Origin of the sequence: Symbioplanes lichenis (genome assembly GCF_030709675.1) — a bacterium.
Classification (GTDB): Bacteria; Actinomycetota; Actinomycetes; order Mycobacteriales; family Micromonosporaceae; genus Actinoplanes; species Actinoplanes lichenis.
Map to the genome: position 1 here is coordinate 219,343 of NZ_JAUZQD010000001.1, position 20,305 is coordinate 239,647.

The window sequence follows — 20,305 nt, forward strand, 5'->3', positions numbered from 1 at the left end:
TGTACCCTCCCCGGCACGTCGAGCCACTCAAGTGTCCAGGCTTTCCCAGATTCTCCGCCGGCACAACGCTTGTTCGCTTTCTGCGGAGGGGAGCTGCGGCACAGACAGCTTTCAGCGGCCTCACAACTTGATCGCGCATAGTGGGGTGACTCGATTACTCCACGGAGGTTGTGATGGGTCCCCTGCTGTTCCTGGTGGACACGTTGTTGCTGCTGGTGCAGGTGTTGCTCATCGTGCGCGCGGTGCTCGACTGGTCGGTCGTCCTGGCCGGACCGAGCATGCCGGGGTCGTTCCGGTCCCGGGCGACACGCGCGGTCCACTCGGTCACCGAGCCGATCCTCGCCCCCGTGCGCCGGGTGATCCCGCCGTTGCGGGCCGGCGGGGTGAGCATCGATGTGGCGTTCCTCCTCGTGTTCCTGGCGATCGTGCTGATCCGCTCATTCATCTGATCCGGTGGATCTCCCTCTGGCCGGGACAACGGAGGGTGACTAAGATCAGCCGGGTGACCAGCAGCGGATCCGCGGACCGGTTCGACACGACCGTCGCCCATCCCGCCCGGCGCTACAACTACTGGCTCGGCGGCAAGGACAACTTCGCCGCCGACCGGGCGTCGGGCGACGCGATCGAGGCCGCGATGCCGAGCATCCGCCTGATGGCCGTGGAGAACAGGATGTTCCTCGGCCGGTCGGTCGAGTTCCTGGCCCGGCAGGGCGTCCGGCAGTTCCTCGACATAGGCACGGGCATCCCGGCCCCGGGCAACACGCACGAGGTGGCCCAGGCGATCCAGCCCGCCACCCGCACGGTCTATGTGGACAACGACCCGATCGTGCTCACCCACGCCCGCGCGCTGATCAAGAGCGGGCCGGAGGGCGCGGTCACCTATCTGGACGCCGACCTGCGCGAGCCGGACAAGATCCTGGCCCACCCCGACCTCGCGGCCACGCTGGACTTCGGCGAGCCGGTCGCCCTGCTGCTCGTCGCGGTCCTGCACTTCATCCGGGACGACGAGGACCCGCAGGGCATCGTCGACACGCTCGTGGGCGCCCTGCCGGCCGGGAGCTATGTGGTCGCCTCCCACGCGACCTGGGAGTTCCAGTCGCCCGAGGCGATCGAGCAGCTGACCGCCAGCAACCGGGACGGCCGGTTCGTCCCGCGCACCGGCGAGCGGCTGCGGGAGCTGCTGCACGGGCTCGAGTTCGTCGACCCGGGTCTCGTGTCGGTCTCGGAGTGGCGGGCGGGGTCGGAGAGCCAGCCCCGCCCGGCCGTCGAAGACGTCTCCTGCAACGGTGTGGTCGCCCGCAAGCACTAACCGTTGCGGGCCGCCTCGGGTCCGGTGACCCGGCGGAGCAGCGGCAGCGTGCCGGCGATGACGGCCAGCGCGGCGAGAACTCCGAGCACCACCACGACCACATAGGTCACACCCGGGAAGCGCAGTGACTCCCCCAGCTGCGCCCGGGCGAAGAGATGGGCGCTGAGCAGACCCATCGCCACCGCGACCGTCGCCGCCACCAGCAGCGGTGCCGCGCTCTCCAGGGCGACCACGCGGCGGAGCATGCCCAGCGGCGCGCCGGTCAGGCGGAGCATGCTGAACGGGCGGCGGCGCTCGACCAGGCCACCGGTGGCGGCGACGGCGAGGCTCAGGCCGGCGATCACCAGGCTGGTCACGGTGACCACGTCGGCGAGGCGCTGCCACGCGGACCAGAGCGCGTCCTGCGCCTTCGCCCAGTCCGCCCCGGTGAGCGCGCCCCACTTGGCCGGGTAGGCGGTGCCGAGGAGGGTGCGAGCGCGTTCGACCTGGGCGGTCGAGCCGTCGGTGCGGACGATGATCGACTCGGCGGGCAGGGTCGCCAGCCGGGCCGGGTCGAGATCCGCGGCAGGCCAGGTCTTTGCTTGGTAGTCCGCCGGGACGCCGGTCGGATCGACGAACACCCAGGCGGTACGCGCCCCCGGGGCGCACGGGAGCGTGTCCGGCGCGCGGGCCAGGTCGGCGCAGGAGGCGAGCACGTCGGGAGCGAACATCCCGTCGGGCGCGCCGGCCAGGCCCTCGGGGGCGGTGCGGGTGACCAGGGCTCCAGTCAGCCCCGGCGGCGTCACCGGGCCGGTCGGCCGGGTCGCCTCGTCGCGGAAGGGATAGAAGAGGGTCGAGGCCTCCCCGGTGCCGGCCGACGACTGGTCCGCCGCGTTGGTCGCGATGGCACCGGCGGCGACAGTGGTGACGAAGAGCGCCAGCACCATGCCGCTGACCGCCCGGAAGCCGGCCCCCGGGTCGTCGGCGAGGCGGCGCGCCGCGATCAGGGCGGCGGGACGGCGGGCCCGGCGGGCGAGCAGCCGGGCGGCGGTCATGGTCAGCCACGGGCCGGCGACCACGAGGCCGATCATCACGACGAGGATGCCGGACAGATAGGCGAGGACCTGCGCGTCGGTGCCGTGCGGGCGGCGGCCGACGAAAGAGGCGAGCTCGGCCGGCCCGAGGCCGAGCGGCACCAGGCGCCACGCGCGCGGCGGACGCCGGCGGGCCTGACGGCTCACCCCGAGCGGCGAGATCTGAACGCGCCGCAGAGCGAAGCGGGCGGCAAGAGCCGAAGCCACGGGTACGCCCACCGCGACCACGAGACAACCGGGGAGCCCGGGTGCGAGGTCCGCCGGGTACATCGCCTCGCCGGTCAGCGGGATCGACGCGACCGGCCCCCGGAGCGCGTAGAACAGTCCGATGCCCAGAAGCGTCCCGGCCAGGGCGGACACACTCGACTCCACGGCGGACACGATCGCCACTTGTCTCGGTGTGGCTCCGGCCAGGCGCATGGCCGCGTACCTCTGCTCGCGGCGCGTGGCGGCGAGGCGCGTGGCCGACCCGATCAGGATGAGCAGCGGGAAGATCAGTGCGACCGCGACCACGCCCAGGATGATTCGCATCGCCGAGGGCGGCACCCCGGCCCAGCAGTCGTGCCAGCAGCCCTCCTCCGGCACGGCGTTGACCCAGCCGTACCGGTCGGCCTGCTTCTGCACGCCCGTCATCGCGGCGACCGCGGCGAGGAGCATCGCGACGCCGAGCGCGACGGCGACGGCGATGATGCCCAGCCGCACGGCCGACTCCCGCCCGCCGGCGACGGTCAGCCGCAACCCGAAGCGGATCACGACAGCGCCGCCACGGCCAGCACGCGCCCGTCCCGGACGACAACTTCCCGATCCGCGTACGCGGCCACGCGCGGCTCGTGCGTGACGACGACGACGCTCGTGCCGTGCGCCCGGGCCGACTCCACGAGCAGGTCCATGACGTGCTCGCCGGTCAGCGAGTCGAGGGCTCCGGTCGGCTCGTCGGCGAACAGCACCCGCGGGCGCGCCACCATCCCCCGCGCGAGCGCCACCCGCTGCGCCTGTCCCCCGGACAGCTCGCCGGACCGCCGCTGCTCGAGCCCGTCGAGCCCGAGCCGCGGGAACCAGCTCCGCGCCTCCTGGATCGCCTGTCTGCGGCCGACCTTGTTGAGCAGCAGCGGCAGCGCGACATTTTCCTCGGCGGTCAGCTCGGGCACCAGCTGTCCGAACTGGAACACGAACCCGAAGGCATCCCGCCGCAACGGGCTGCGCGCGGTCTCGTTGAGCCCGTCGATCCGGGCGCCGTCGAAGTGCACCTCGCCCCGGTCGGGTACGAGAATGCCGGCGAGACAGTGCAGCAGCGTGGACTTGCCGGAGCCGCTCGGCCCCATGATCGCCAGCAGCTCGCCCGCCTGCACGGTCAGGCTCGCGCGCTGCAGCGCCGGGGTCGGGCCGAAGTGGAGCTCGAGGTCGCGGGCTTCGAGCAGGCTCATCGGCCTACCTCCCGGGCGAGCTGGTCCAGGCGGGCGGTGGTCAGCTCGATCCAGCGCAGATCGGCCTCGAGGTGGAAGAGCCCGTGATCGGCGAGCAGGGCATCGACGAGGCTGCCGGAGCGTTTGACCTCGGTCAGCTCGCGCATGCGGCGCAGGTGGGCCGCCCGTTGCCGGTCCAGGTAACCGCTCGCGTCCCGCTCCAGCATCAGAGCGAGGGTCACCTTGGCGAACAGCGTGGTCTGCAGGTGCGGCTCGGGCTCGACGGGACTGCGCAGCCATGCGTCGAACTCCGTGGCGCCGTCGCCGGTGATCACGTACTGCTTGCGGTCGGGCCCGGCCCCCGGCGCGATGTCACTGACGACGACCTTGCCGTCGCGGGTGAGGCGGGCGAGCGTGTTGTAGATCTGGCCGTACGAGAGCGGCTTGTCCCGGCCGAACCAGGTGTCGTAGTCGCGCTTGAGGTCGTAGCCGTGCTGCGGCCGGCGTTCCATCAGCCCCAGCAGCGTCAGAGGCACCGTCATGACGAGCACTATACGCCGGGCGTATACGCCGAGAGGATACATGGATGTCGGTCTTGTGTCGGTGCCGTGTCAGCCGCCTCCGCCACGGTGGGCGCATGACCGACACTTCTGTGACTGCCGGCTGGGTCCGCGGCTGGGGCGCGTCGCCGCAGGCACCCCACGACGGGCTCGGCTCGCTCGACGGCCGTCCGCCCCTGAGCGACGTGACGGTGCGCCAGGTGCTGCGCATCGGCGGCGGCGGGCGGCGGGTCCGGGTGCGCTTCACCAACGAGTACGGGACCACGCCGCTCGTCATCGGCGCGGCCCGGCTGGGTCTCGGCGGGCGGGCGTACCCCCTGACCTTCGCGGGCGCCGTGACGGCCGTCGTCCCGGCGGGGGCGCCCGTGCTCAGCGATCCGGTCGACGTGCGGGTGCCCGCCCTGTCCGAGCTGACCGTCAGCCTGTATCTCCCGGAGACCGTCGAGACCTGCACCTACCACGATCCCGCCCTGGACCCCGGCTGGACGATTCCGGGGGACGCGACCGCCGCCCTTGCCCTGCCCGGCAACGTCGAGCCGCTGCCGGTGCGGGCGCTGATCTCCGCCGTCGAGCTGATCCCCGACGGCCCGGGCGCGAGCGTCGTCGTGCTGGGCGACTCCCGTAGCGACGGTGCCGGGTCGACGCCGGGCACCCATCACAGCTGGCCGGAACTGCTGGCCGAACGGCTCGCCGGGCGCGGCTCCCCCGCTGCTCACGTCGCCAACCAGGGCATCAGCGGCAACCGGATGCTCCACGACGGCATCGGGCCCGCCGCGGCCGCCCGCTTCGACCGGGACGTGCTGGCGACGCCCGGCCTGCGGCACGTGGTGCTGTCCGTGGGCGGCAACGACATCATCACGTCCTTCGCGCCGCGCGGTGCCGACAGTCCCGTGGGCGGCTTCCTCGCGATGTTCCCCGGCGCGCCCGTGTCGGTGGACGACGTGATCGCCGGGTACCTCGGGCTGGTCGCCCGGGCACGCGCTCACGGGGTCCGCGTTCACGGCACGACGATCGCGCCCTACGAGGGGTCGGAGCTCTTCACCGCGGCCGGCGAGAGCGCCCGGCAGCAGGTCAACGCCTGGATCCGCGACGGCGGGGCGTTCGACGCCGTCCTCGACTTCGACGCCGTGTGGCGGGACCCGGAGCGTCCCAGCCGGATGCGCGACGACTTCCACGCCGGTGACCACCTGCACGGCAACGACGCCGGCTACCGGGCGCTGGCGGACTCGATCGACCTGGCGCTCTTCGACTGAGCGGACCCCGGCTCGCGGCGGCCGGCGAGCGACGACGGCGGCACGCGACGGCCGGCGGCGAGCGGCAGCACGCGACGGGCGACGGCACGCGGCAGGCGGCAGGCGGCGACGAGTGGCAGGCGGTAGCACGCGACGGTCAGCGGCGAGCCGCAGGCGGCGGGCGGCGAACGGCGGGCGGACGGCGGACGGCGGACGGCGGGCGGGCGGCGGACGGCGGACGGCGGGCGGGCGGCGGACGGCGGGCGGGCGGCGGAAACCGGCACGGGGCAGGGCGCCGCCCGCCGGCGGGTCACGACGGGCGGCGGCGGAAGCGGAAGTCGGCGTGGACGAGAGTGCCGCCGGCGAAGGTGCCGTAGGCCCAGAAGTCGAGGTCGTCGTGGTAGACGATGTCGTCGCCGGCGATCCAGAAGTGGCCGACGTAGGTGTCGGGGCGGCCGTTGCGGGTCTCGGAGTAGCGGCCGTCGGGCCTCAGGTATTGGATGACGCCGGTGCGGTCGTCGTGCCAGGCGCCGAGGTGGGGGCTGTCCGACGGGGCGGGCGCCGGCTCGCCGTGCGTCAGCAGAGCGTCGCGGGGCCACCAGACCGTCTGCTCCAAGGGGCCCGGGCGGGCGCCGGACAGGACGGCGAAGCCGGTGAGGGCGCCGGGGGTCAGCGGGACAAGCGTGGTGGGCTGGTCGAACGTGTGCATGGATCAAGCCTGCTCGCCCCGGGGACCACTTGCCAGGGTGCGATGCAACCAGGATCCATGACAAATGTCAGTGGCTGAGTGAGTACTCGCTCATTAGAGTGGCCGGGTGAGCAACGAGCAAGTGAGGCGCCGGCGGGTGCCGGCCATGGCCCCGGACGAGCGGCGGGCGGCGCTGGTGGAGGCGACGATTCCGCTGCTGCACGAGTTCGGGACGGAGGTGAGCACGCGGCAGATCGCCCAGGCCGCCGGGGTGGCCGAGGGGACCATCTTCGGCGTCTTCAAGGACAAGAACTCGTTGCTTGTCGCCGCGGTGACCCGGGCGATCGATCCCGAGCCGACGCTCCGGGCGCTGGGCGAGATCGATCTGCGCGAGGAGCTGCGGCCCCGGCTGGCCCGGGCGGCCGAGCTGATTCAGGCCCGGTTCGAGGAAAACGCGCAGCTCATGACGGCCGCGCGCAAATTGGTGATGGCCGTCGGGTCGCATCCCGAGGCGGTGCAGCGGATGATCTCGTCGCGCGAGCGCCTGCACGCCGCGCTCGTGGAGGTCATCGCGCCCGACGCCGCCCGGCTGCGGCGGAAACCGGGTGAAGTGGCCCGGCTGCTTCTGCTCTATTGCGGAGCAAACACGTTCGGCCCGTTCGGCGAGCCCGACCGTTTCCACGGGGCGGAGCTGGTGTCGTTGCTCCTCGACGGGTTGCTTGTCCGAGATTCGTCCGACCACGGGGGTGCCTGAGCGGTGCTGATCCGACTGTTACGCGCGCGGCTGCGGCCGTACGGAAAATCGATCTTGCTGGTGGTGCTTTTCCAGTTCGTCGCCACGCTCGCGACGCTGTACCTGCCCACCCTGAACGCCGACATCATCGACAACGGCGTCGTGCCCGGCGACACCGGCTATGTCATGCGGGTCGGCCTGGAGATGCTCGGCATCACCGTCGTGGCGATCGTGGCGCAGATCGCGGCGGTGTACTTCGGCGCGCGCACCGCGATGGCGGTCGGGCGCGACGTGCGGGCCGCCATCTTCGAGCGGGTGATGGCCTTCTCGACGCGGGAGGTCGGGCAGTTCGGCGCGCCGTCGCTGATCACCCGCACCACGAACGACGTCCAGCAGGTGCAGATGCTGGTGCTGATGTCCTTCCTGCTCATGGTGTCGGCGCCGATCATGTGCGTCGGCGGCATCGTGCTCGCGCTGCGCCTCGACGTGCCGCTCTCCGGTCTGCTGCTGGTCATCGTCCCGGTGCTGATCGCCGTGGTCGTGGTGCTCGTGTCCATCATGCGGCCGCTCTTCCGCACGATGCAGGTGCGCATCGACAAGGTCAACCGCATCATGCGCGAGCAGATCACCGGCATCCGGGTCATCCGCGCCTTCGTCCGCGACGAGCGGGAGCAGGCGCGCTACGGCGGGGCGAACGACGAGCTCACCGACGTGTCGCTGCGGGTCGGCAAGGTGATGGCGGCGATGTTCCCGACCGTCCTGCTCATCGTCAACGTGTCCAGCGTCGCGGTGCTGTGGTTCGGCGGTCACCGCATCAACGACAACGCCATGCAGGTGGGCGAGCTCACCGCGTTCCTGAGCTATCTCATGCAGATCCTCATGGCGATCATGATGGCGACCTTCATGTTCGTCATGATCCCCCGGGCCGAGGTGTGCGCCGAGCGCATCGAGGAGGTCCTGGGCACCGAGACCTCGGTGCACGTGGCGGCGCGGCCGGTCACCGAGCTGCCGCTGCACGGCCACCTGGAGCTGCGCGGCGTCGACTTCCACTATCCCGGGGCCGAGGCGGCGGTGCTCAGCGGCGTCAGCCTGACGGCGCGGCCGGGCGAGGTGACAGCTGTCATCGGGAGTACGGGCGCCGGCAAGACGACATTGCTCAACCTCGTGCCCCGGCTCTTCGACGCCACCGGTGGTCAAGTGCTCGTCGACGGCGTCGATGTGCGTGACCTCGATCCGGCTGCACTGTCCGGTGTCGTGGGCCTGGTGCCGCAGAAGCCGTACCTCTTCAGCGGCACCGTCGCGTCGAACCTGCGCTACGGCAACCCGGACGCCACCGACGAGGAGTTGTGGGACGCGCTCGGAGTCGCCCAGGCCCGGGACTTCGTCGAGCGCATGGAGGGCGGCCTCGACGCGCCGATCGCCCAGGGCGGCACGAACGTGTCCGGCGGGCAGCGGCAACGGCTCGCGATCGCCCGGACGCTGGTGCACCGGCCGGAGATCTACCTCTTCGACGACTCGTTCTCGGCGCTCGACTATGCGACCGACGCGGCCCTGCGGGCGGCGCTGGCCGAACGGACCCGGGACGCGACCGTCGTGATCGTCGCGCAGCGGGTGAGCACCATCCGCGACGCCGACCGGATCGTCGTGCTGGACAACGGCAAGGTCGTCGGCACCGGTACGCACGACGAGCTCATGGGCGCCAATGACACGTACCGGGAAATCGTTTTGTCGCAGTTGACTGAGCAGGAGGCTGCGGCATGACCGACTGCACCGAGCGGCACTCGGCCGCGCTTTCGGACGGCCTCGCAGGCGAGGGCCAGGAGGGCATGCCCATGGGAGGCACAGCGTGACCGCACCGGGGGGACGACGGCCCGCGGGAGGTCCGCCGATGGGCGGGCCGGGCCGGATGATGGGCGCCGGGATGCCGGCGGAGAAGCTGGAGGACTTCCGGGGGTCGCTCAAGCGGCTGCTCGGGATGCTCAAGCCGCAGCGGATGCTGGTCGGCCTGGTGCTGCTGCTCGGCATCGCGAGCGTCGGCCTGTCGGTGGCCGGGCCCAAGGTGCTGGGCCACGCGACCGACATCATCTTCGACGGCGTGGTGAGCAAGGACCTGCCGGCCGGGGTCAGCAAGGAGCAGCTCGTCGAGCAGCTGCGCGCGCAGGGCCAGGACAACCGGGCCGACATGCTGCAGGCGATGGACATCGTGCCGGGCCGGGGCATCGACTTCGACCGGCTGCAACATGTCCTGCTGTGGGTGCTGGCGCTCTACGTGCTGGCGTGGCTCTTCGGTGTGCTGCAGGGCCGGTTGACCGCGACCGCGGTGCAACGGACGGTCTACCGGTTGCGCAGTGACGTCGAGGCGAAGCTGTCGCGGCTGCCGCTGTCGTACTTCGACAAGCAGGCGCGCGGCGAGGTGCTCAGCCGGGCCACCAACGACACCGACAACATCGCGCAGACCCTCCAGCAGACGTTCGCCCAGCTGACCACGGCACTGCTGACGATCGTCGGCGTGCTGGCGGTCATGTTCTGGATCTCACCGTTGCTGGCGCTGATCGCGCTGGTGACCGTACCCCTGTCGTTCTGGGTGACCATGCGCATCGGCAAGCGGTCGCAGCCGCAGTTCGTCGCGCAGTGGGCGACGACCGGGCGGCTCAACGGGCACATCGAGGAGATGTTCACCGGGCACGCGCTGGTCCGGGTCTTCGGCCGCGGCAAGGAGGCGGGCGAGACCTTCGAGGAGCACAACACCAAGTTGTACGAGTCGAGCTTCCGCGCGCAGTTCATCTCCGGTCTCATCCAGCCGGCCATGATGTTCATCAGCAACCTCAACTACGTCCTCGTGGCCGTCGTCGGGGGTCTGCGGGTGGCGTCGGGCTCGCTGTCGCTGGGCGAGGTGCAGGCGTTCATCCAGTACTCGCGGCAGTTCAGCCAGCCGTTGACGCAGGTCGCGAGCATGGCCAACCTGATCCAGTCCGGGGTGGCCTCGGCCGAGCGGGTTTTTGCTCTGCTGGACGCCCCGGAGCAGAGCCCGGACCCGGCCGGCTCGGGCGTGTCCGCGGTGCGGGGGCGGATCGCCTTCGAGCACGTCTCGTTCCGCTACACCGAGGACAAGCCGCTGATCGAGGACCTGTCGTTCGTGGCCGAGCCCGGGCAGACGGTCGCCATTGTCGGGCCGACGGGGGCCGGCAAGACGACACTGGTCAACCTGCTGATGCGCTTCTACGACGTGTCGGCCGGGCGGATCACGCTCGACGGGACCGACATCGCCACGATGCCCCGGGCCGAGCTGCGCGAGCACATCGGCATGGTGCTGCAGGACACCTGGCTGTTCGGCGGCACGATCTCGGACAACATCGCGTACGGAGCTGACGAACCCACGCCGGCGTCGGTGGCGGCGGCCGCGGAGGCCGCGCATGTCGACCGGTTCGTTCGCTCGCTGCCGGAGGGAATGGACACCGAGATCGACGAGGAGGGGTCCAACGTCTCCGCGGGCGAGAAGCAGCTGATCACGATCGCGCGGGCGTTCCTCGCCGAGCCGAGCATTTTGATCCTCGATGAGGCGACGAGCTCGGTCGACACGCGGACCGAGGTGCTGATCCAGCGGGCGATGACGACCTTGCGGACGGGCCGGACGTCCTTTGTGATCGCGCACCGGTTGTCGACCATCCGGGACGCGGACGTGATCCTGGTGATGGAGGAGGGCGCCATCGTGGAGCAGGGGTCGCACGAGGAGCTGACCGCGGCGGGCGGGGCGTACGCCCGGCTCTATGCCGCGCAGTTCGCGCAGGCGGCAGTGGAGGTCGAGTAGTTCCGGGCAACGCGAAGCGGGGCGGTCCTTCCGGACCGCCCCGCTCTTTGCTGCTCAGGAGAGTCAGCGCACCGTGACGGTGCCGCTGTCCTTCCAGTTGGTCAGCACGCCGGTGTCGGCGTCACCGTAGACGTACGCCCGGAAGACCCACTTGGAGCCGGACTTCTGGCCGGTCCAGGTGCGGGTGTAGGTGCCGTCCTTGTTGATGATGCCCGTGCCGACGGTCACCCAGTTGTCGGTGCCGGCGGGCGCGCGCAGCACGCGGACCGCGAGGCCCCGGATCTTCGGGTCACCGGCCACGTTCACGGTCACCGCGCCCTTGCTGGACGACCGGGCCGTGATGTCCGGGTCCTCCTTCAGGTTCACCTTGATCGTGTTCGAGTCGTTGGTGCCGTCGTTGGTCTTGAACCACCAGCCGGTGGTCGTGAACTCCGGCATGAACTCGTAGGCGCCGGACGCGCTGGCGGTCGTGGTGCCCAGCTTCTCCCAGTCGGCGTCGGCGGGCGCACCCACCGGCTTGCCCCAGAGGCTGATCGAGGCGCCGTTGGCGGCCGTACCGGTGAGCCGCAGGTCACCGGCGCCCAGCCGGAAGCTGGCGGCCGACTTCAGCGTCGGCGCCCCGGCCGGCGGCTGCGTGGTGCCGTTGGCCGCGATCGTGACGATGCCCTCGGTCACCGTCGACGTGTTGTTGACGCCGGTGCCCTTCGCGATGATCGTCTCGGCCGGCTCGGCCGTGGTGTCCGTGTTGAGCTTGAGGTCCGCGACCTTGATCGTGGAGCCGGTCGAGGCACCCCACGGGATCTCGACGACCGTGGCGCCCGGGTTGACGAAGTCGTTGTCGCTCGCGGCGACGCTGCCCTTCGACGACCCGCCCATGAAGGTGACGATCGCCGAGGCGTCGCCCTGCCGCCAGCCGGTGAGCGTGCCGGTCACGGTGACCGTGTCGCCCTCCTTGCCGGTGACGCTGTTGACTTCCAGGTCCGGCACGGCGTCGTCGTTCTGGATGACGGCCTTGGCGGTCTTGGCGGTCGCCGCGGCCAGGAAGCTGGCACCGGCGGCGCCGGCGTCCGGCGTGACCTTCAGCGGCAGGGTCTCGTCGGGCTCGTTGACCGTGTCGCCGTTCACCAGCACGACCGGGTAGGCGCTCATGCCCTCGGCCGGGATGGTGATCGAGTTGAAGTTCAGCAGGGTGTAGTCGTGACCGCCCGGGAGGTCGGTCATGCCGTTCTGCCCGATCGCGCCGGCGGCGGCCAGGTCACCGGTGGTGACCGAGCTGTCGACCGCGACCGTGACGGAGATCGGGTGGTCCGACGGGTTGCTCAGCGAGACGGGCATGAGCCACGCGGCGGCCTCGTTGCCCTCCTTGGCCACCTTGTCCGCGAAGACCAGGGTCGGCGTGGCGTCGTCGTCCGTGATCTTCACGGTCCGGTTGGCGCCCGGGTCGCTCAGGTTGACGGTCTGGGCGTAGGCGGAGTCCACGTCCAGCTTGAGGTTGAAGGTCTCGCCGTCGGTCGCGACCGGGCTCGCGCCGCTGCCCTCGTCGATCTTGTCGCCGAGGATGTCGACCTGGAAGGTCTGCGTGGTGACGCCCGGCGCGAAGGTCAGGGTGCCGGTGGCGTCGACGTAGTCCTTGCCCGGCAGCGCGTAGGTCAGGCCCGAGCCCGCCGTCTGGGTCGACCACTTGACCTGGACGGTCTGGGTCGACGCCGTGCTCAGCGTGGCGGTGAAGGTGGCGGACTGCTTGCCCGAGTCGCCCTCGGTGACCGAGGTCGGCGTGATGGTCACCTTCGGCGCGTCGGCGCCCTGGGTGATCGTGGCGGTCGCCTTGTTGTTCGTGCCGCTGATCGTGGCGTTGACCGGGTTGCGCAGCGTGACGTCGAAGTACTCGTCCGGCTCGCTGAGGCTGTCCTTCAGCGTGCTGACGGCGATCGAGCCCGTCGTCTGCAGGGCCGGGATGGTCACCGTCCGGGCGGTCGGGTAGGTGAAGTCCGAGCCGGCGGTGGCCTGGTTGCTCTGGCCGGCCGTGGCCGCCGCGTCCCAGTCGACCGAGGTGGCCCGCTCGGAGCCGTGGTCGAGGCCGAGGCTGAAGTTGACCGTGCTGCCCTCGTTGACGTTGCCGCCACCGGTGATCGACACGACCGGCGCCGACTGGGCGTCGCGGATGTTGACCGTGGTCGAGCCGGCCGCCGTCGACGCCGCCTGGACGGTGCCGGCCGACGTGCCGTTGACCGTGAACGACTCGATGTCCGCCGTGTCGTAGACGGTGTCCTTGGTGATGCTCACCGTCGCGGTGCCGGTGGTCTGGCCCGCGGCGACGGTCAGGGTGCCGTTGGTCAGGGCGGTGTAGTCCGTGCCCGCCTTGGCCGTGCCGTCCACCGTGTTCAGCGTGATGACCGTGGCGGCGCCGGCGACCGGGCGGTTCAGCGTCGCCGTGATCGTCGCGGTCGGCGTGGCCGAGGACTCGAGCACCGGGTCCGGGGTCGCGGACAGCGTGTAGGTCGGGACCGCGTCGCCGTCGTTGAGGGTGACGGATGCCACGCCATAGTTGGTGGCGTCCACCTCACCACGCATGGTGATGGTCTCGGCGCCCTCGTACGTGTTGTCGGCGATCGTGGTGACCGTGACGGTGGCCGACGAGCCGGCCGCCACCGTGACCGGCGAGGTCGGGGTGAAAGTGAAGTCCGCCGGGTTGGCCGCGGTGCCGCCGGTCCAGGTCAGGGCGACGCTGTGGGAGTTCGTGTCGGCGTTGGCGATGGTGAAGGTGACCGTGCCACCCTCAGTGACGCTGGCAGCGCCCGCGGTCACGGTGATGTAGCCGTGCGTGTCGGCCATGGCGGGCGACGAGAGCAGGACGGTCGGCACCAGGCCGATGACGCCGGCGACTGCGGCCGAGAGGATCGTCTTGGCCGACTTCGGGCCACGCAGCGCGAACGGCACCGAGCCGCTCTTGCTGGCGTGGGCTGGCTTGTAGCGCATGTGTTTCTGTCTCCTTCGGCGGCTGGGCCGCCTCCCGCTCGGGAGGTCCCTGGCTTTGCGTCCCCGCCTTGCGACGGGTTTGCCTTTCTCGGTGCCGCACGCGACGGCTGATGGAGCATCGGCCGTGAGGCCGGAATCGGCGGCGCACACCGGCAAGCGCGGGGGAAACCTGCACCTGGGAACTGCGCCGCTCGTACTGTAACCACGGAAATATTGGCATGTGCGGGAATTGGACTTTTAGTCCGAACGGCCATGTCCGGCCCGATTCGTGACCGACGGATCGGTACTTCGCCGACCTTAAAAACAAGCTCGGAGCAAACTCGTTTCCCTGACATTCGCCCGGTGGCCAGACACTGGACGGATACGACTGATGCTGTATTGAGCATGAATGCAACTCGTCTCCTCAGCGGCCTCGCCGCGGCGGCGATCGTGGTGACTGTGCCCACGGTCGCGCTCGCCGGCGACTCGCACCCGGACAAGACGCAGGCCGCGAAGCACGCGATCCAGGGCGGCAAGGCCCGCAACGTGATCCTGCTCATCGGCGACGGCATGGGCGACAGTGAGATCACCATCGCCCGCAACTACCAGGTCGGCGCGAACGGCCGGCTCAACATGGACAAGCTGCCGCTGACCGGCGCCTACACCACGTACGCCGTGCAGAAGGAGAACCCGGCGCTGCCCGAGTACGTCACCGACTCGGCGGCCTCCGGCACCGGCTGGGCGACCGGCCACAAGACCTACAACGGCGCCATCTCGGTCACCCCGGACGAGAAGCCGGTGCCGACGATCCTCGAGCTCGCCAAGAAGGCCGGCTACCGTACGGGCGACGTCACCACCGCCGAGCTGCAAGACGCGACGCCGGCCGTGCTCGGCTCGCACGTCGTGAACCGGGACTGCAAGGGCCCCGACGCGATGGCCACCTGCGCGGTCAACGACAAGGTCAACGGCGGCGCCGGCTCGATCGCCGAGCAGCTCGTGCAGACCAAGCCGGACGTCCTGCTGGGCGGCGGCAAGCAGTACTTCGACCAGACCGTCAAGGCCGGCAAGTACAAGGGCAAGACCGTCACGCAGCAGGCGCAGGCCAACGGCTACCAGGTCGTCACCGACGCGGCCGGGCTGGCCAAGGCGAGCGGCAAGCAGCCGATCCTCGGCGCCTTCGCCAAGAACAACATGGACCTGGAGTGGGTGGGCCCGACCCCGACCCGCACCGGCACCGCCCCGGCCACGTGCGCGACCAACACGGCCCGCACCGCCACCCAGCCACACCTGGTCGACATGGCCACCAAGGCGATCGACGTGCTGGACAAGCAGACCCGCGGCTCCCGCAAGGGCTTCTTCCTGCAGATCGAGGGCGCCTCGATCGACAAGCAGGACCACGCCGCCAACCCGTGCGGCCAGATCGGTGAGACCGTCGGCTTCGACGCCGCGATCAAAAAGGTCCTCGAGTACCAGAAGTCGCACCCCGACACCCTGGTCGTCGTGACCGCCGACCACGGCCACACCAGCCAGATCGTCGAGACGGCGACGCTGGGCTACACCGCCACGCTGATCACGCACGACAAGGCGAACATGACGATCAGCTATGCGACGTCGGAGATCACCGGCTCGCAGCAGCACACCGGCACCGAAGTCCGGATCGCCGCCGGGGGCCCGCAGGCCGCCAACGTCCTGGGGGTCACGAACCAGACCGACCTCTTCTTCACGATGAAGCGCGCGCTCGCTATCTCCTGAGCAGGTGCAGCGCCAGGGCCGGGCAGCGATCGACTGCCCGGCCCGCTGCCTTCTCCAGCCGCGGAGACACCTCGTCGGTACGGACCACCGGGTATCCCCATTCGTCCTCGGTGATCAGCTCGGGCAGCAGCTCCGCGCACAGGCCGCGGCCGTCGCAAGCGGTCCAGTCGACGTGCAGTCTCATCGCGCTCCTCCGGCCAGACACTCTCCGTGCAGATGGGCGGTCACGTCCGCCGCGAAGGCGCGCATGGCGCTTCGCACGAGACGAACAGTGCCGTCCGGATGCCGGCACGCGCCCCGCCCCTGCACCAGGGCCGACAGTCGCGTCACCTCGTCCACCAGTCCCGGCCGGGCGCGCCGGGCAGCCAGATCGGCCAGCGTCGTGGCGATGCGCGGCAACCCGTTGACGCACGGACCGCACTGCCCGGCGACCTGCCCCGCCAGACAGCCGGCGATGCTCGCGGTCTCGGCCAGCCCGCACGCGGAGGACGGCAGGGCGAGGACGACCCCCGCGCCCGGCGACGACCCGTACGCCCCCAGCGCCGCCCGGCTCACCGGAAGCTCCGGCCACGCGGGCACCCAGCCGCCGTGGTAGCCGCCGACCAGCACCGCCTGCACCGGCTGCACCGGGCCCCCGGCCGCGTCGACGAGGTCGCCCAGGCGGACGCCGTACCCGGCCTCGACGACCCCCGGCGCCGCGACCGCCCCGCCGACCGTGGCCAGGAACGTGCCCGGCTCGTCCGGGGTGCCCGCCGACCGGAACCACTGCGGCCCGTGCCGGACGATCAGCGCGATGTGGGCGAGCGTCTCGACGTTCTGCACGAGCGTCGGGGCCCCGCCGAGGCCGGCTTGCGTAATCCGGATCCGCTTGTCCGACGGTACGGGCGCCCGCCCGGCCAGCGCGTTCACGACCGCCGACTCCTCCCCCGCCACGAACGCGTCCGGCGCGACCGTCATCGGAATGCCCACCGTGAGGGCTCGGAGCGCGGGGTGGACGTACAGGTGCGTGGCCGTCGCCCCGAGAGCCCGGGCGACGATCCGCAGGCCGTCGAGGACGAGCTGCGGCTGGTACGTGAGCAGCGCCCGGTCCTTGCCACTGAGCGGCTCACCCTCGGCGCCGTTGCCGACGACGACGGGCGGGCGACCGGCATCGGCTACGGCTTCGAGCTTTCGCCAGGCCGGGAACCCGGCGCCGCCCCGGCCGGTCAAGCCGGCCTCTCGGAGCAACGCGACGAGTTGCGTAGCGGTCGGTTGGGCGAACGGCGAGTCGTCCCCGGCCAGCAGCCGGCGTTCCATGGTGATCATCGAGCCTCCTCCAGCACGGGGCGCTTGCGGGGAACCCGGTCCGGGAAGCGTTCGAACCCGGGCGACAGCCGCCAGGCGACGGCGGCCGCCACGAGCGCGGCGCAGAGGACGGCGACCGTCCGGAGCCACCAGGTCGTGCCGTCCGTGCCGGTCTGCCAGCCGTGGAGCAGGGCCACCGGCCAGCACAGGTACGCGAGCCAGTGCACCGCCCGCCACGCCCGCGCCCCGATGCGGTGCCGCAGCAGGCTGGTCACCACGACGGCGAGCAGGAGGTCGAGACCGAGGGTGCCGAGCCCGAGCCAGAACGGCCGGTACTCCCCCGCGAACGGCACGACCAGATCGACGAGACGCAGCTGCGCGTACGGATCGAAGTACAGGCTCACCACGTGTCCGAGCAGGAAGACGACGGCGAGCAGCGCGGCGTTGCGGTGCACCAGGTTGACCGCGAAGCGGGGCAGCCCGAAGGCCGTACGCCCGGATCGTGCCCCGACGCCCAGCGCGACCACGACGGACAGCAGCACGAGCGCGACCAGCCCGGTCCCCCGCCCGAAGTACCAGAGCGCGTCCGTCATGCCGGCCACCCGCCCCGGCGCAGGACGTCGAGCGCCGGCGTCACCAGGCGCGCCGGGGCCCGGCCGAGCAGATCGGCGGCGCCGTGACCGAGGACGACGGCGGCGGTGGAGAGCGTGTTCGCGTGCAGGCAGGAGAAGGCGGCGACCGAGACCGTACGCCACACCGGGCGCGCCGGACGGCCGGTACGCGGGTCGAGGATGTGGTGCAGAGACCTCCCCCAGGTACGCGCGGCCGTGCTCGACGAGGCGAGCGCGGTCCCCGCCGGGAGCCGCACGACGCAGCTCGGATCGCCGGGCCGGTCCTGGACCAGCACGCGCCAGCCGCCCTCCGGAGCCGGGCCCGCCGTGGCGATGTCCCCGCCGAGCGCGACCAGCACGCCCACGCCCAGCCGCTCGGCCACCCTCGCGGCGGCCCGGTCGGCGGTGAGGGCCTTGGCGGTCGCTCCGAGATCGAGCAAAATCCCGTCCGGTACGACCAGCGTGTCCGACGTCAGTGTGACCGCCCGCCAGTCCGGGGCCGGGAAGACCCGTACGGCCGGAGCGACCCGGCGTCCCGTGATCGCGGCGAAGTCGCGGTCGTAGCCGAGCCCGCACAACGCCGCGCCCACGGTCGGGTCGACGGCGCCGCCGGTCTGCCGCGCCGCGTCGAGGGCGGCGCCGACCAGCTCGGCCAGCAACGGGCTGACGGGCACCGGGCGGCCGTGGGCCCGGCCGGCGCGCCGCAGCTCCGAGTCCTCCCGGAACCGGCTGCACGCCGCGTCGACGGCGGCCAGCTCGGCCCGGACCAGCGCGGCCGCCGCGGGCACGGCGCCCGGGTCGGTGACGACGATCCGGGCTGTGGTGCCCCAGACCGGCCACTGTGCGGTGTCGGCGCCGACCGGCAGGGTCTCGACGAGCGGCATCACGACCCCCCGGTGGTGGCCTGGCCGGAGTCGCCACTGCCGCCGCCGGAGAGCTGCGGCCAGTCGCTGGTGGTAGTGCCGCTGTCCGAAGAGCCGCTGCCGGCCTCGGTGGTCGTGGAAATCTCGTCGGCGGAGCTCGCGTGCGCCGCCACGCCGACCGCCAGCGTCCCGGCCACGCTCGCGGCGACCAGCGCTCCGGTGATCGCCGTGGTGCGGCGCAGGGCCTTGTCCCGGTCCATCGAATCGTCCCCCTCGTTTGTTGACGACTCAATCAACATGCCGCAGCGACTTCGCCCCGCCCTGTGGCGCGCCTGCGCATCTGCTGTGAAGGGCCGGCCCGCGGCTCAGACCAGGTCTTCGTTCACGACTCGCCGCGATCGGACCAGCGAAACGTGACCAGGCAGAGCAGCAGTCCGAGCACACACCAGGCGCCGAGCACCAGGGCCGTCCGGCCGAGCTCCCAGCTGCCCGCCGCCTCGGAGCCGGCGGCGGTGTCCGGCAGGAACACCGACCGGAAGCCCTGGGCCATCCACTTCACCGGGAAGACCGACGCCAGCGTGATCATCCAGCCCGGCAGCTGATCGATCGGGTTGATGAACACGCCGGAGAGGAACTGCAGCGCCACGACCGGGACATTCAAGATCGCCCCCGCCGTACGCGCGTGGCGCACCAGGGCACTCGCGGCGATGCCCAGCAGGCCGCAGGCGACGACTGACAGCACGAACAGCCAGCCGAACGTCAGCCACGAGCCGGCGTCGGCGGGCAGCGGCATGCCGAAGACGAGCACCCCGCACGCGAGCAGCACGAGAACCTCGGCGGCGCTGAGGACGGCGACCAGGAGCAGCTTGCCCAGGAAGTACGCCGGGGCGGTCACCGGTGTCCCGCGCAACCGCTTGAGGGTGCCGTCCTCCCGGTCCATGGCCAGCCCGGCGCCCATCGTCACGAACGACGTCGACACCAGCCCGTACGCGATCATGCTGGCCGTGAAGACCCGGGCCGCACCCACGCCGTCGCCGTCGTCCCCGCCGAAGATGGATCCGAAGAGCAGGAGCAGCAGTGCGGGGAAGAAGAACGTGAAGACCAGGGCCGTACGGTCCCGGACGAACTGCAGAATCTCGATCCCGCCTCGCCGCAAACCGAGCCGGACCGGGCCGGGCAAAATGTCCACGCTCATGCGGAAGGCTCCTTGATCAGGCCGAGGTAGACGTCCTCGAGGGTGGGCCGGGTGACGGTCAGCGCGGACAGGTCGGCGCCCTCCGCCGCCAGCCGGACGACCAGCGCCGCGGGATCGGCGGTGCGCTCCTGGTGGCCGGCCCAGCTCACCAGGGCCTCGGCCGTCGCCCGCCCGCCGAGCGTCGCCGGGGTGCCCTCGGCCACGACGGCGCCGCGGGCGATGACGGCCAGCCGGTCGGCCAGGGCCTCGGCCTCGTCGAGGTAGTGCGTGGTCAGCACGATCGTCACGCCCTCGGCCGACAGCTTGCGGATCAGCTCCCAGAAGCGGCGCCGGGCCTCGGGGTCGAAGCCGGTGGTGGGCTCGTCGAGGAAGAGCAGCTCGGGACGACCGACGATGCTGAGCGCCACGTCGAGACGGCGGCGCTGCCCGCCCGAGAGCGTCCGGACCAGGGACTTCGCCTTGCCGGTGAGCCCGACCAGCTCGATCACCTCGCCCGGCGGGCGGGGCCGGGGATAGCAGCCGGCCAGATGCCGCACGATCTCCGCGACGGTGAGGTCGCCGGCGTCGGAGGCGGTCTGCAGGACGATGCCGATCCGCGCCCGCCAGTGCCGGTCCGCCCGCCCGGGGTCGGTGCCGAGCACGCTGACCTCGCCGGCCGTCCGGCGGCGGTGGCCCTCCAGGATCTCGACGGTCGTGGTCTTGCCCGCGCCGTTCGGGCCGAGGAGCGCGAACACCTCGCCGGCCGGCACGTCGAGGTCGAGTCCCGCGACGGCGTCGAGGGAGCCGTACATCTTGCGGAGCCCGCGGACGCGGATGGCTGTCATGCCGTCGAGCCTGCC

19 protein-coding genes and 1 riboswitch are annotated in these 20,305 nt (G+C 71.6%); of the genes, 7 read left to right on the plus strand and 12 right to left on the minus strand.

Annotated features, from left to right (window positions below; all coding sequences use genetic code 11):
• Positions 1-173: 173 nt before the first annotated feature.
• Both RAN62_RS00950 and RAN62_RS00955 read left to right on the plus strand, forming a co-directional pair.
• Positions 174-449 (plus strand): YggT family protein, encoded by a 276-nt coding sequence (locus RAN62_RS00950; protein ID WP_305782483.1) that lies wholly within the window; start codon positions 174-176, stop codon positions 447-449.
• Positions 450-502: 53 nt separating this feature from the next.
• Entirely contained in the window at positions 503-1,309 is an 807-nt protein-coding gene (locus RAN62_RS00955; protein ID WP_305782484.1) for an SAM-dependent methyltransferase, read from the plus strand.
• On the opposite strand, the gene RAN62_RS00960 is transcribed toward RAN62_RS00955, so the two are convergent.
• The 3 genes from RAN62_RS00960 to RAN62_RS00970 are packed head-to-tail and all read right to left on the minus strand — an operon-like array spanning position 1,306 to position 4,327.
• A complete protein-coding gene (locus RAN62_RS00960) occupies positions 1,306-3,135 on the minus strand; it encodes an FtsX-like permease family protein (protein WP_305782485.1) in 1,830 nt (609 codons plus the stop codon). The genes RAN62_RS00955 and RAN62_RS00960 overlap by 4 nt on opposite strands.
• Positions 3,132-3,806, minus strand: a complete 675-nt coding sequence (locus tag RAN62_RS00965) for an ABC transporter ATP-binding protein (protein WP_305782486.1) — start codon at positions 3,804-3,806, stop codon at positions 3,132-3,134. The genes RAN62_RS00960 and RAN62_RS00965 overlap by 4 nt, the downstream gene beginning before the upstream one ends.
• Positions 3,803-4,327 carry a PadR family transcriptional regulator gene (locus RAN62_RS00970; RefSeq protein WP_305782487.1) on the minus strand — a complete coding sequence of 175 codons (525 nt, stop codon included), beginning with the start codon at positions 4,325-4,327 and terminating at the stop codon, positions 3,803-3,805. Before RAN62_RS00970 ends, RAN62_RS00965 begins: the two co-directional genes overlap by 4 nt.
• A gap of 95 nt (positions 4,328-4,422) precedes the next feature.
• Here RAN62_RS00970 and RAN62_RS00975 point away from each other — a divergent pair, with 95 nt between their 5' ends.
• Complete coding sequence (locus RAN62_RS00975; RefSeq protein ID WP_305782488.1) at positions 4,423-5,598, plus strand: SGNH/GDSL hydrolase family protein; 1,176 nt, start codon at positions 4,423-4,425, stop codon at positions 5,596-5,598.
• Between the two features lie 289 nt (positions 5,599-5,887).
• Here the strand turns inward: RAN62_RS00975 and RAN62_RS00980 are convergent, their stop codons facing one another.
• A complete protein-coding gene (locus RAN62_RS00980; protein ID WP_305782489.1) occupies positions 5,888-6,286 on the minus strand; it encodes an Atu4866 domain-containing protein in 399 nt (132 codons plus the stop codon).
• A gap of 106 nt (positions 6,287-6,392) precedes the next feature.
• Here RAN62_RS00980 and RAN62_RS00985 point away from each other — a divergent pair, with 106 nt between their 5' ends.
• From RAN62_RS00985 to RAN62_RS00995, 3 genes are all read left to right on the plus strand, one after another.
• Positions 6,393-7,019 carry a TetR/AcrR family transcriptional regulator gene (locus tag RAN62_RS00985; protein ID WP_305782490.1) on the plus strand — a complete coding sequence of 209 codons (627 nt, stop codon included), beginning with the start codon at positions 6,393-6,395 and terminating at the stop codon, positions 7,017-7,019.
• A gap of 3 nt (positions 7,020-7,022) precedes the next feature.
• Positions 7,023-8,759 carry an ABC transporter ATP-binding protein gene (locus tag RAN62_RS00990; RefSeq protein WP_305782491.1) on the plus strand — a complete coding sequence of 579 codons (1,737 nt, stop codon included), beginning with the start codon at positions 7,023-7,025 and terminating at the stop codon, positions 8,757-8,759.
• Between the two features lie 127 nt (positions 8,760-8,886).
• On the plus strand, positions 8,887-10,806 hold the full coding sequence (locus RAN62_RS00995; protein WP_305782492.1) for an ABC transporter ATP-binding protein: 1,920 nt from the start codon (positions 8,887-8,889) through the stop codon (positions 10,804-10,806).
• 63 nt (positions 10,807-10,869) lie between these two features.
• On the opposite strand, the gene RAN62_RS01000 is transcribed toward RAN62_RS00995, so the two are convergent.
• Positions 10,870-13,782 (minus strand): beta strand repeat-containing protein, encoded by a 2,913-nt coding sequence (locus RAN62_RS01000; RefSeq protein ID WP_305782493.1) that lies wholly within the window; start codon positions 13,780-13,782, stop codon positions 10,870-10,872.
• A 14-nt stretch (positions 13,783-13,796) separates the two neighbouring features.
• Positions 13,797-13,876, minus strand: a riboswitch (cyclic di-GMP riboswitch).
• A gap of 290 nt (positions 13,877-14,166) precedes the next feature.
• Here RAN62_RS01000 and phoA point away from each other — a divergent pair.
• Positions 14,167-15,513: an alkaline phosphatase gene (gene phoA, locus RAN62_RS01005; protein ID WP_305782494.1), complete on the plus strand. Its 1,347-nt coding sequence runs from the start codon at positions 14,167-14,169 to the stop codon at positions 15,511-15,513.
• On the opposite strand, the gene RAN62_RS01010 is transcribed toward phoA, so the two are convergent.
• The 7 genes from RAN62_RS01010 to RAN62_RS01040 form a co-directional block, all read right to left on the minus strand.
• Positions 15,503-15,697: a ferredoxin gene (locus RAN62_RS01010; protein WP_305782495.1), complete on the minus strand. Its 195-nt coding sequence runs from the start codon at positions 15,695-15,697 to the stop codon at positions 15,503-15,505. The two genes, phoA and RAN62_RS01010, sit on opposite strands and share 11 nt — an antisense overlap.
• Complete coding sequence (locus RAN62_RS01015) at positions 15,694-16,818, minus strand: NADH-ubiquinone oxidoreductase-F iron-sulfur binding region domain-containing protein (protein WP_305782496.1); 1,125 nt, start codon at positions 16,816-16,818, stop codon at positions 15,694-15,696. The genes RAN62_RS01010 and RAN62_RS01015 overlap by 4 nt, the downstream gene beginning before the upstream one ends.
• The gene (locus RAN62_RS01020; RefSeq protein ID WP_305782497.1) at positions 16,815-17,390 is read right to left on the minus strand and encodes a ferric reductase-like transmembrane domain-containing protein; all 576 of its coding nucleotides are present in this window, start codon (positions 17,388-17,390) and stop codon (positions 16,815-16,817) included. Before RAN62_RS01020 ends, RAN62_RS01015 begins: the two co-directional genes overlap by 4 nt.
• Positions 17,387-18,292: an FAD:protein FMN transferase gene (locus tag RAN62_RS01025; protein WP_305782498.1), complete on the minus strand. Its 906-nt coding sequence runs from the start codon at positions 18,290-18,292 to the stop codon at positions 17,387-17,389. Before RAN62_RS01025 ends, RAN62_RS01020 begins: the two co-directional genes overlap by 4 nt.
• The gene (locus RAN62_RS01030) at positions 18,292-18,531 is read right to left on the minus strand and encodes a hypothetical protein (protein ID WP_305782499.1); all 240 of its coding nucleotides are present in this window, start codon (positions 18,529-18,531) and stop codon (positions 18,292-18,294) included. Before RAN62_RS01030 ends, RAN62_RS01025 begins: the two co-directional genes overlap by 1 nt.
• A gap of 122 nt (positions 18,532-18,653) precedes the next feature.
• Complete coding sequence (locus RAN62_RS01035) at positions 18,654-19,466, minus strand: ABC transporter permease (RefSeq protein WP_305782500.1); 813 nt, start codon at positions 19,464-19,466, stop codon at positions 18,654-18,656.
• Positions 19,463-20,290: an ABC transporter ATP-binding protein gene (locus RAN62_RS01040; protein WP_305782501.1), complete on the minus strand. Its 828-nt coding sequence runs from the start codon at positions 20,288-20,290 to the stop codon at positions 19,463-19,465. Before RAN62_RS01040 ends, RAN62_RS01035 begins: the two co-directional genes overlap by 4 nt.
• Positions 20,291-20,305: the final 15 nt, after the last annotated feature.

Coding starts and splice junctions, on each gene's coding strand:
- RAN62_RS00950 (WP_305782483.1), top strand. CDS start 174: ATGGGTCCCCTGCTGTTCCTGGTGGACACGTTGTTGCTGCTGGTGCAG.
- RAN62_RS00965 (WP_305782486.1), bottom strand. CDS start 3,806: ATGAGCCTGCTCGAAGCCCGCGACCTCGAGCTCCACTTCGGCCCGACC.
- RAN62_RS00970 (WP_305782487.1), bottom strand. CDS start 4,327: ATGACGGTGCCTCTGACGCTGCTGGGGCTGATGGAACGCCGGCCGCAG.
- RAN62_RS00975 (WP_305782488.1), top strand. CDS start 4,423: ATGACCGACACTTCTGTGACTGCCGGCTGGGTCCGCGGCTGGGGCGCG.
- RAN62_RS00980 (WP_305782489.1), bottom strand. CDS start 6,286: ATGCACACGTTCGACCAGCCCACCACGCTTGTCCCGCTGACCCCCGGC.
- RAN62_RS00995 (WP_305782492.1), top strand. CDS start 8,887: ATGGGCGGGCCGGGCCGGATGATGGGCGCCGGGATGCCGGCGGAGAAG.
- RAN62_RS01000 (WP_305782493.1), bottom strand. CDS start 13,782: ATGCGCTACAAGCCAGCCCACGCCAGCAAGAGCGGCTCGGTGCCGTTC.
- phoA (WP_305782494.1), top strand. CDS start 14,167: ATGAATGCAACTCGTCTCCTCAGCGGCCTCGCCGCGGCGGCGATCGTG.
- RAN62_RS01010 (WP_305782495.1), bottom strand. CDS start 15,697: ATGAGACTGCACGTCGACTGGACCGCTTGCGACGGCCGCGGCCTGTGC.
- RAN62_RS01015 (WP_305782496.1), bottom strand. CDS start 16,818: ATGATCACCATGGAACGCCGGCTGCTGGCCGGGGACGACTCGCCGTTC.
- RAN62_RS01020 (WP_305782497.1), bottom strand. CDS start 17,390: ATGACGGACGCGCTCTGGTACTTCGGGCGGGGGACCGGGCTGGTCGCG.
- RAN62_RS01025 (WP_305782498.1), bottom strand. CDS start 18,292: ATGCCGCTCGTCGAGACCCTGCCGGTCGGCGCCGACACCGCACAGTGG.
- RAN62_RS01030 (WP_305782499.1), bottom strand. CDS start 18,531: ATGGACCGGGACAAGGCCCTGCGCCGCACCACGGCGATCACCGGAGCG.
- RAN62_RS01035 (WP_305782500.1), bottom strand. CDS start 19,466: ATGAGCGTGGACATTTTGCCCGGCCCGGTCCGGCTCGGTTTGCGGCGA.
- RAN62_RS01040 (WP_305782501.1), bottom strand. CDS start 20,290: ATGACAGCCATCCGCGTCCGCGGGCTCCGCAAGATGTACGGCTCCCTC.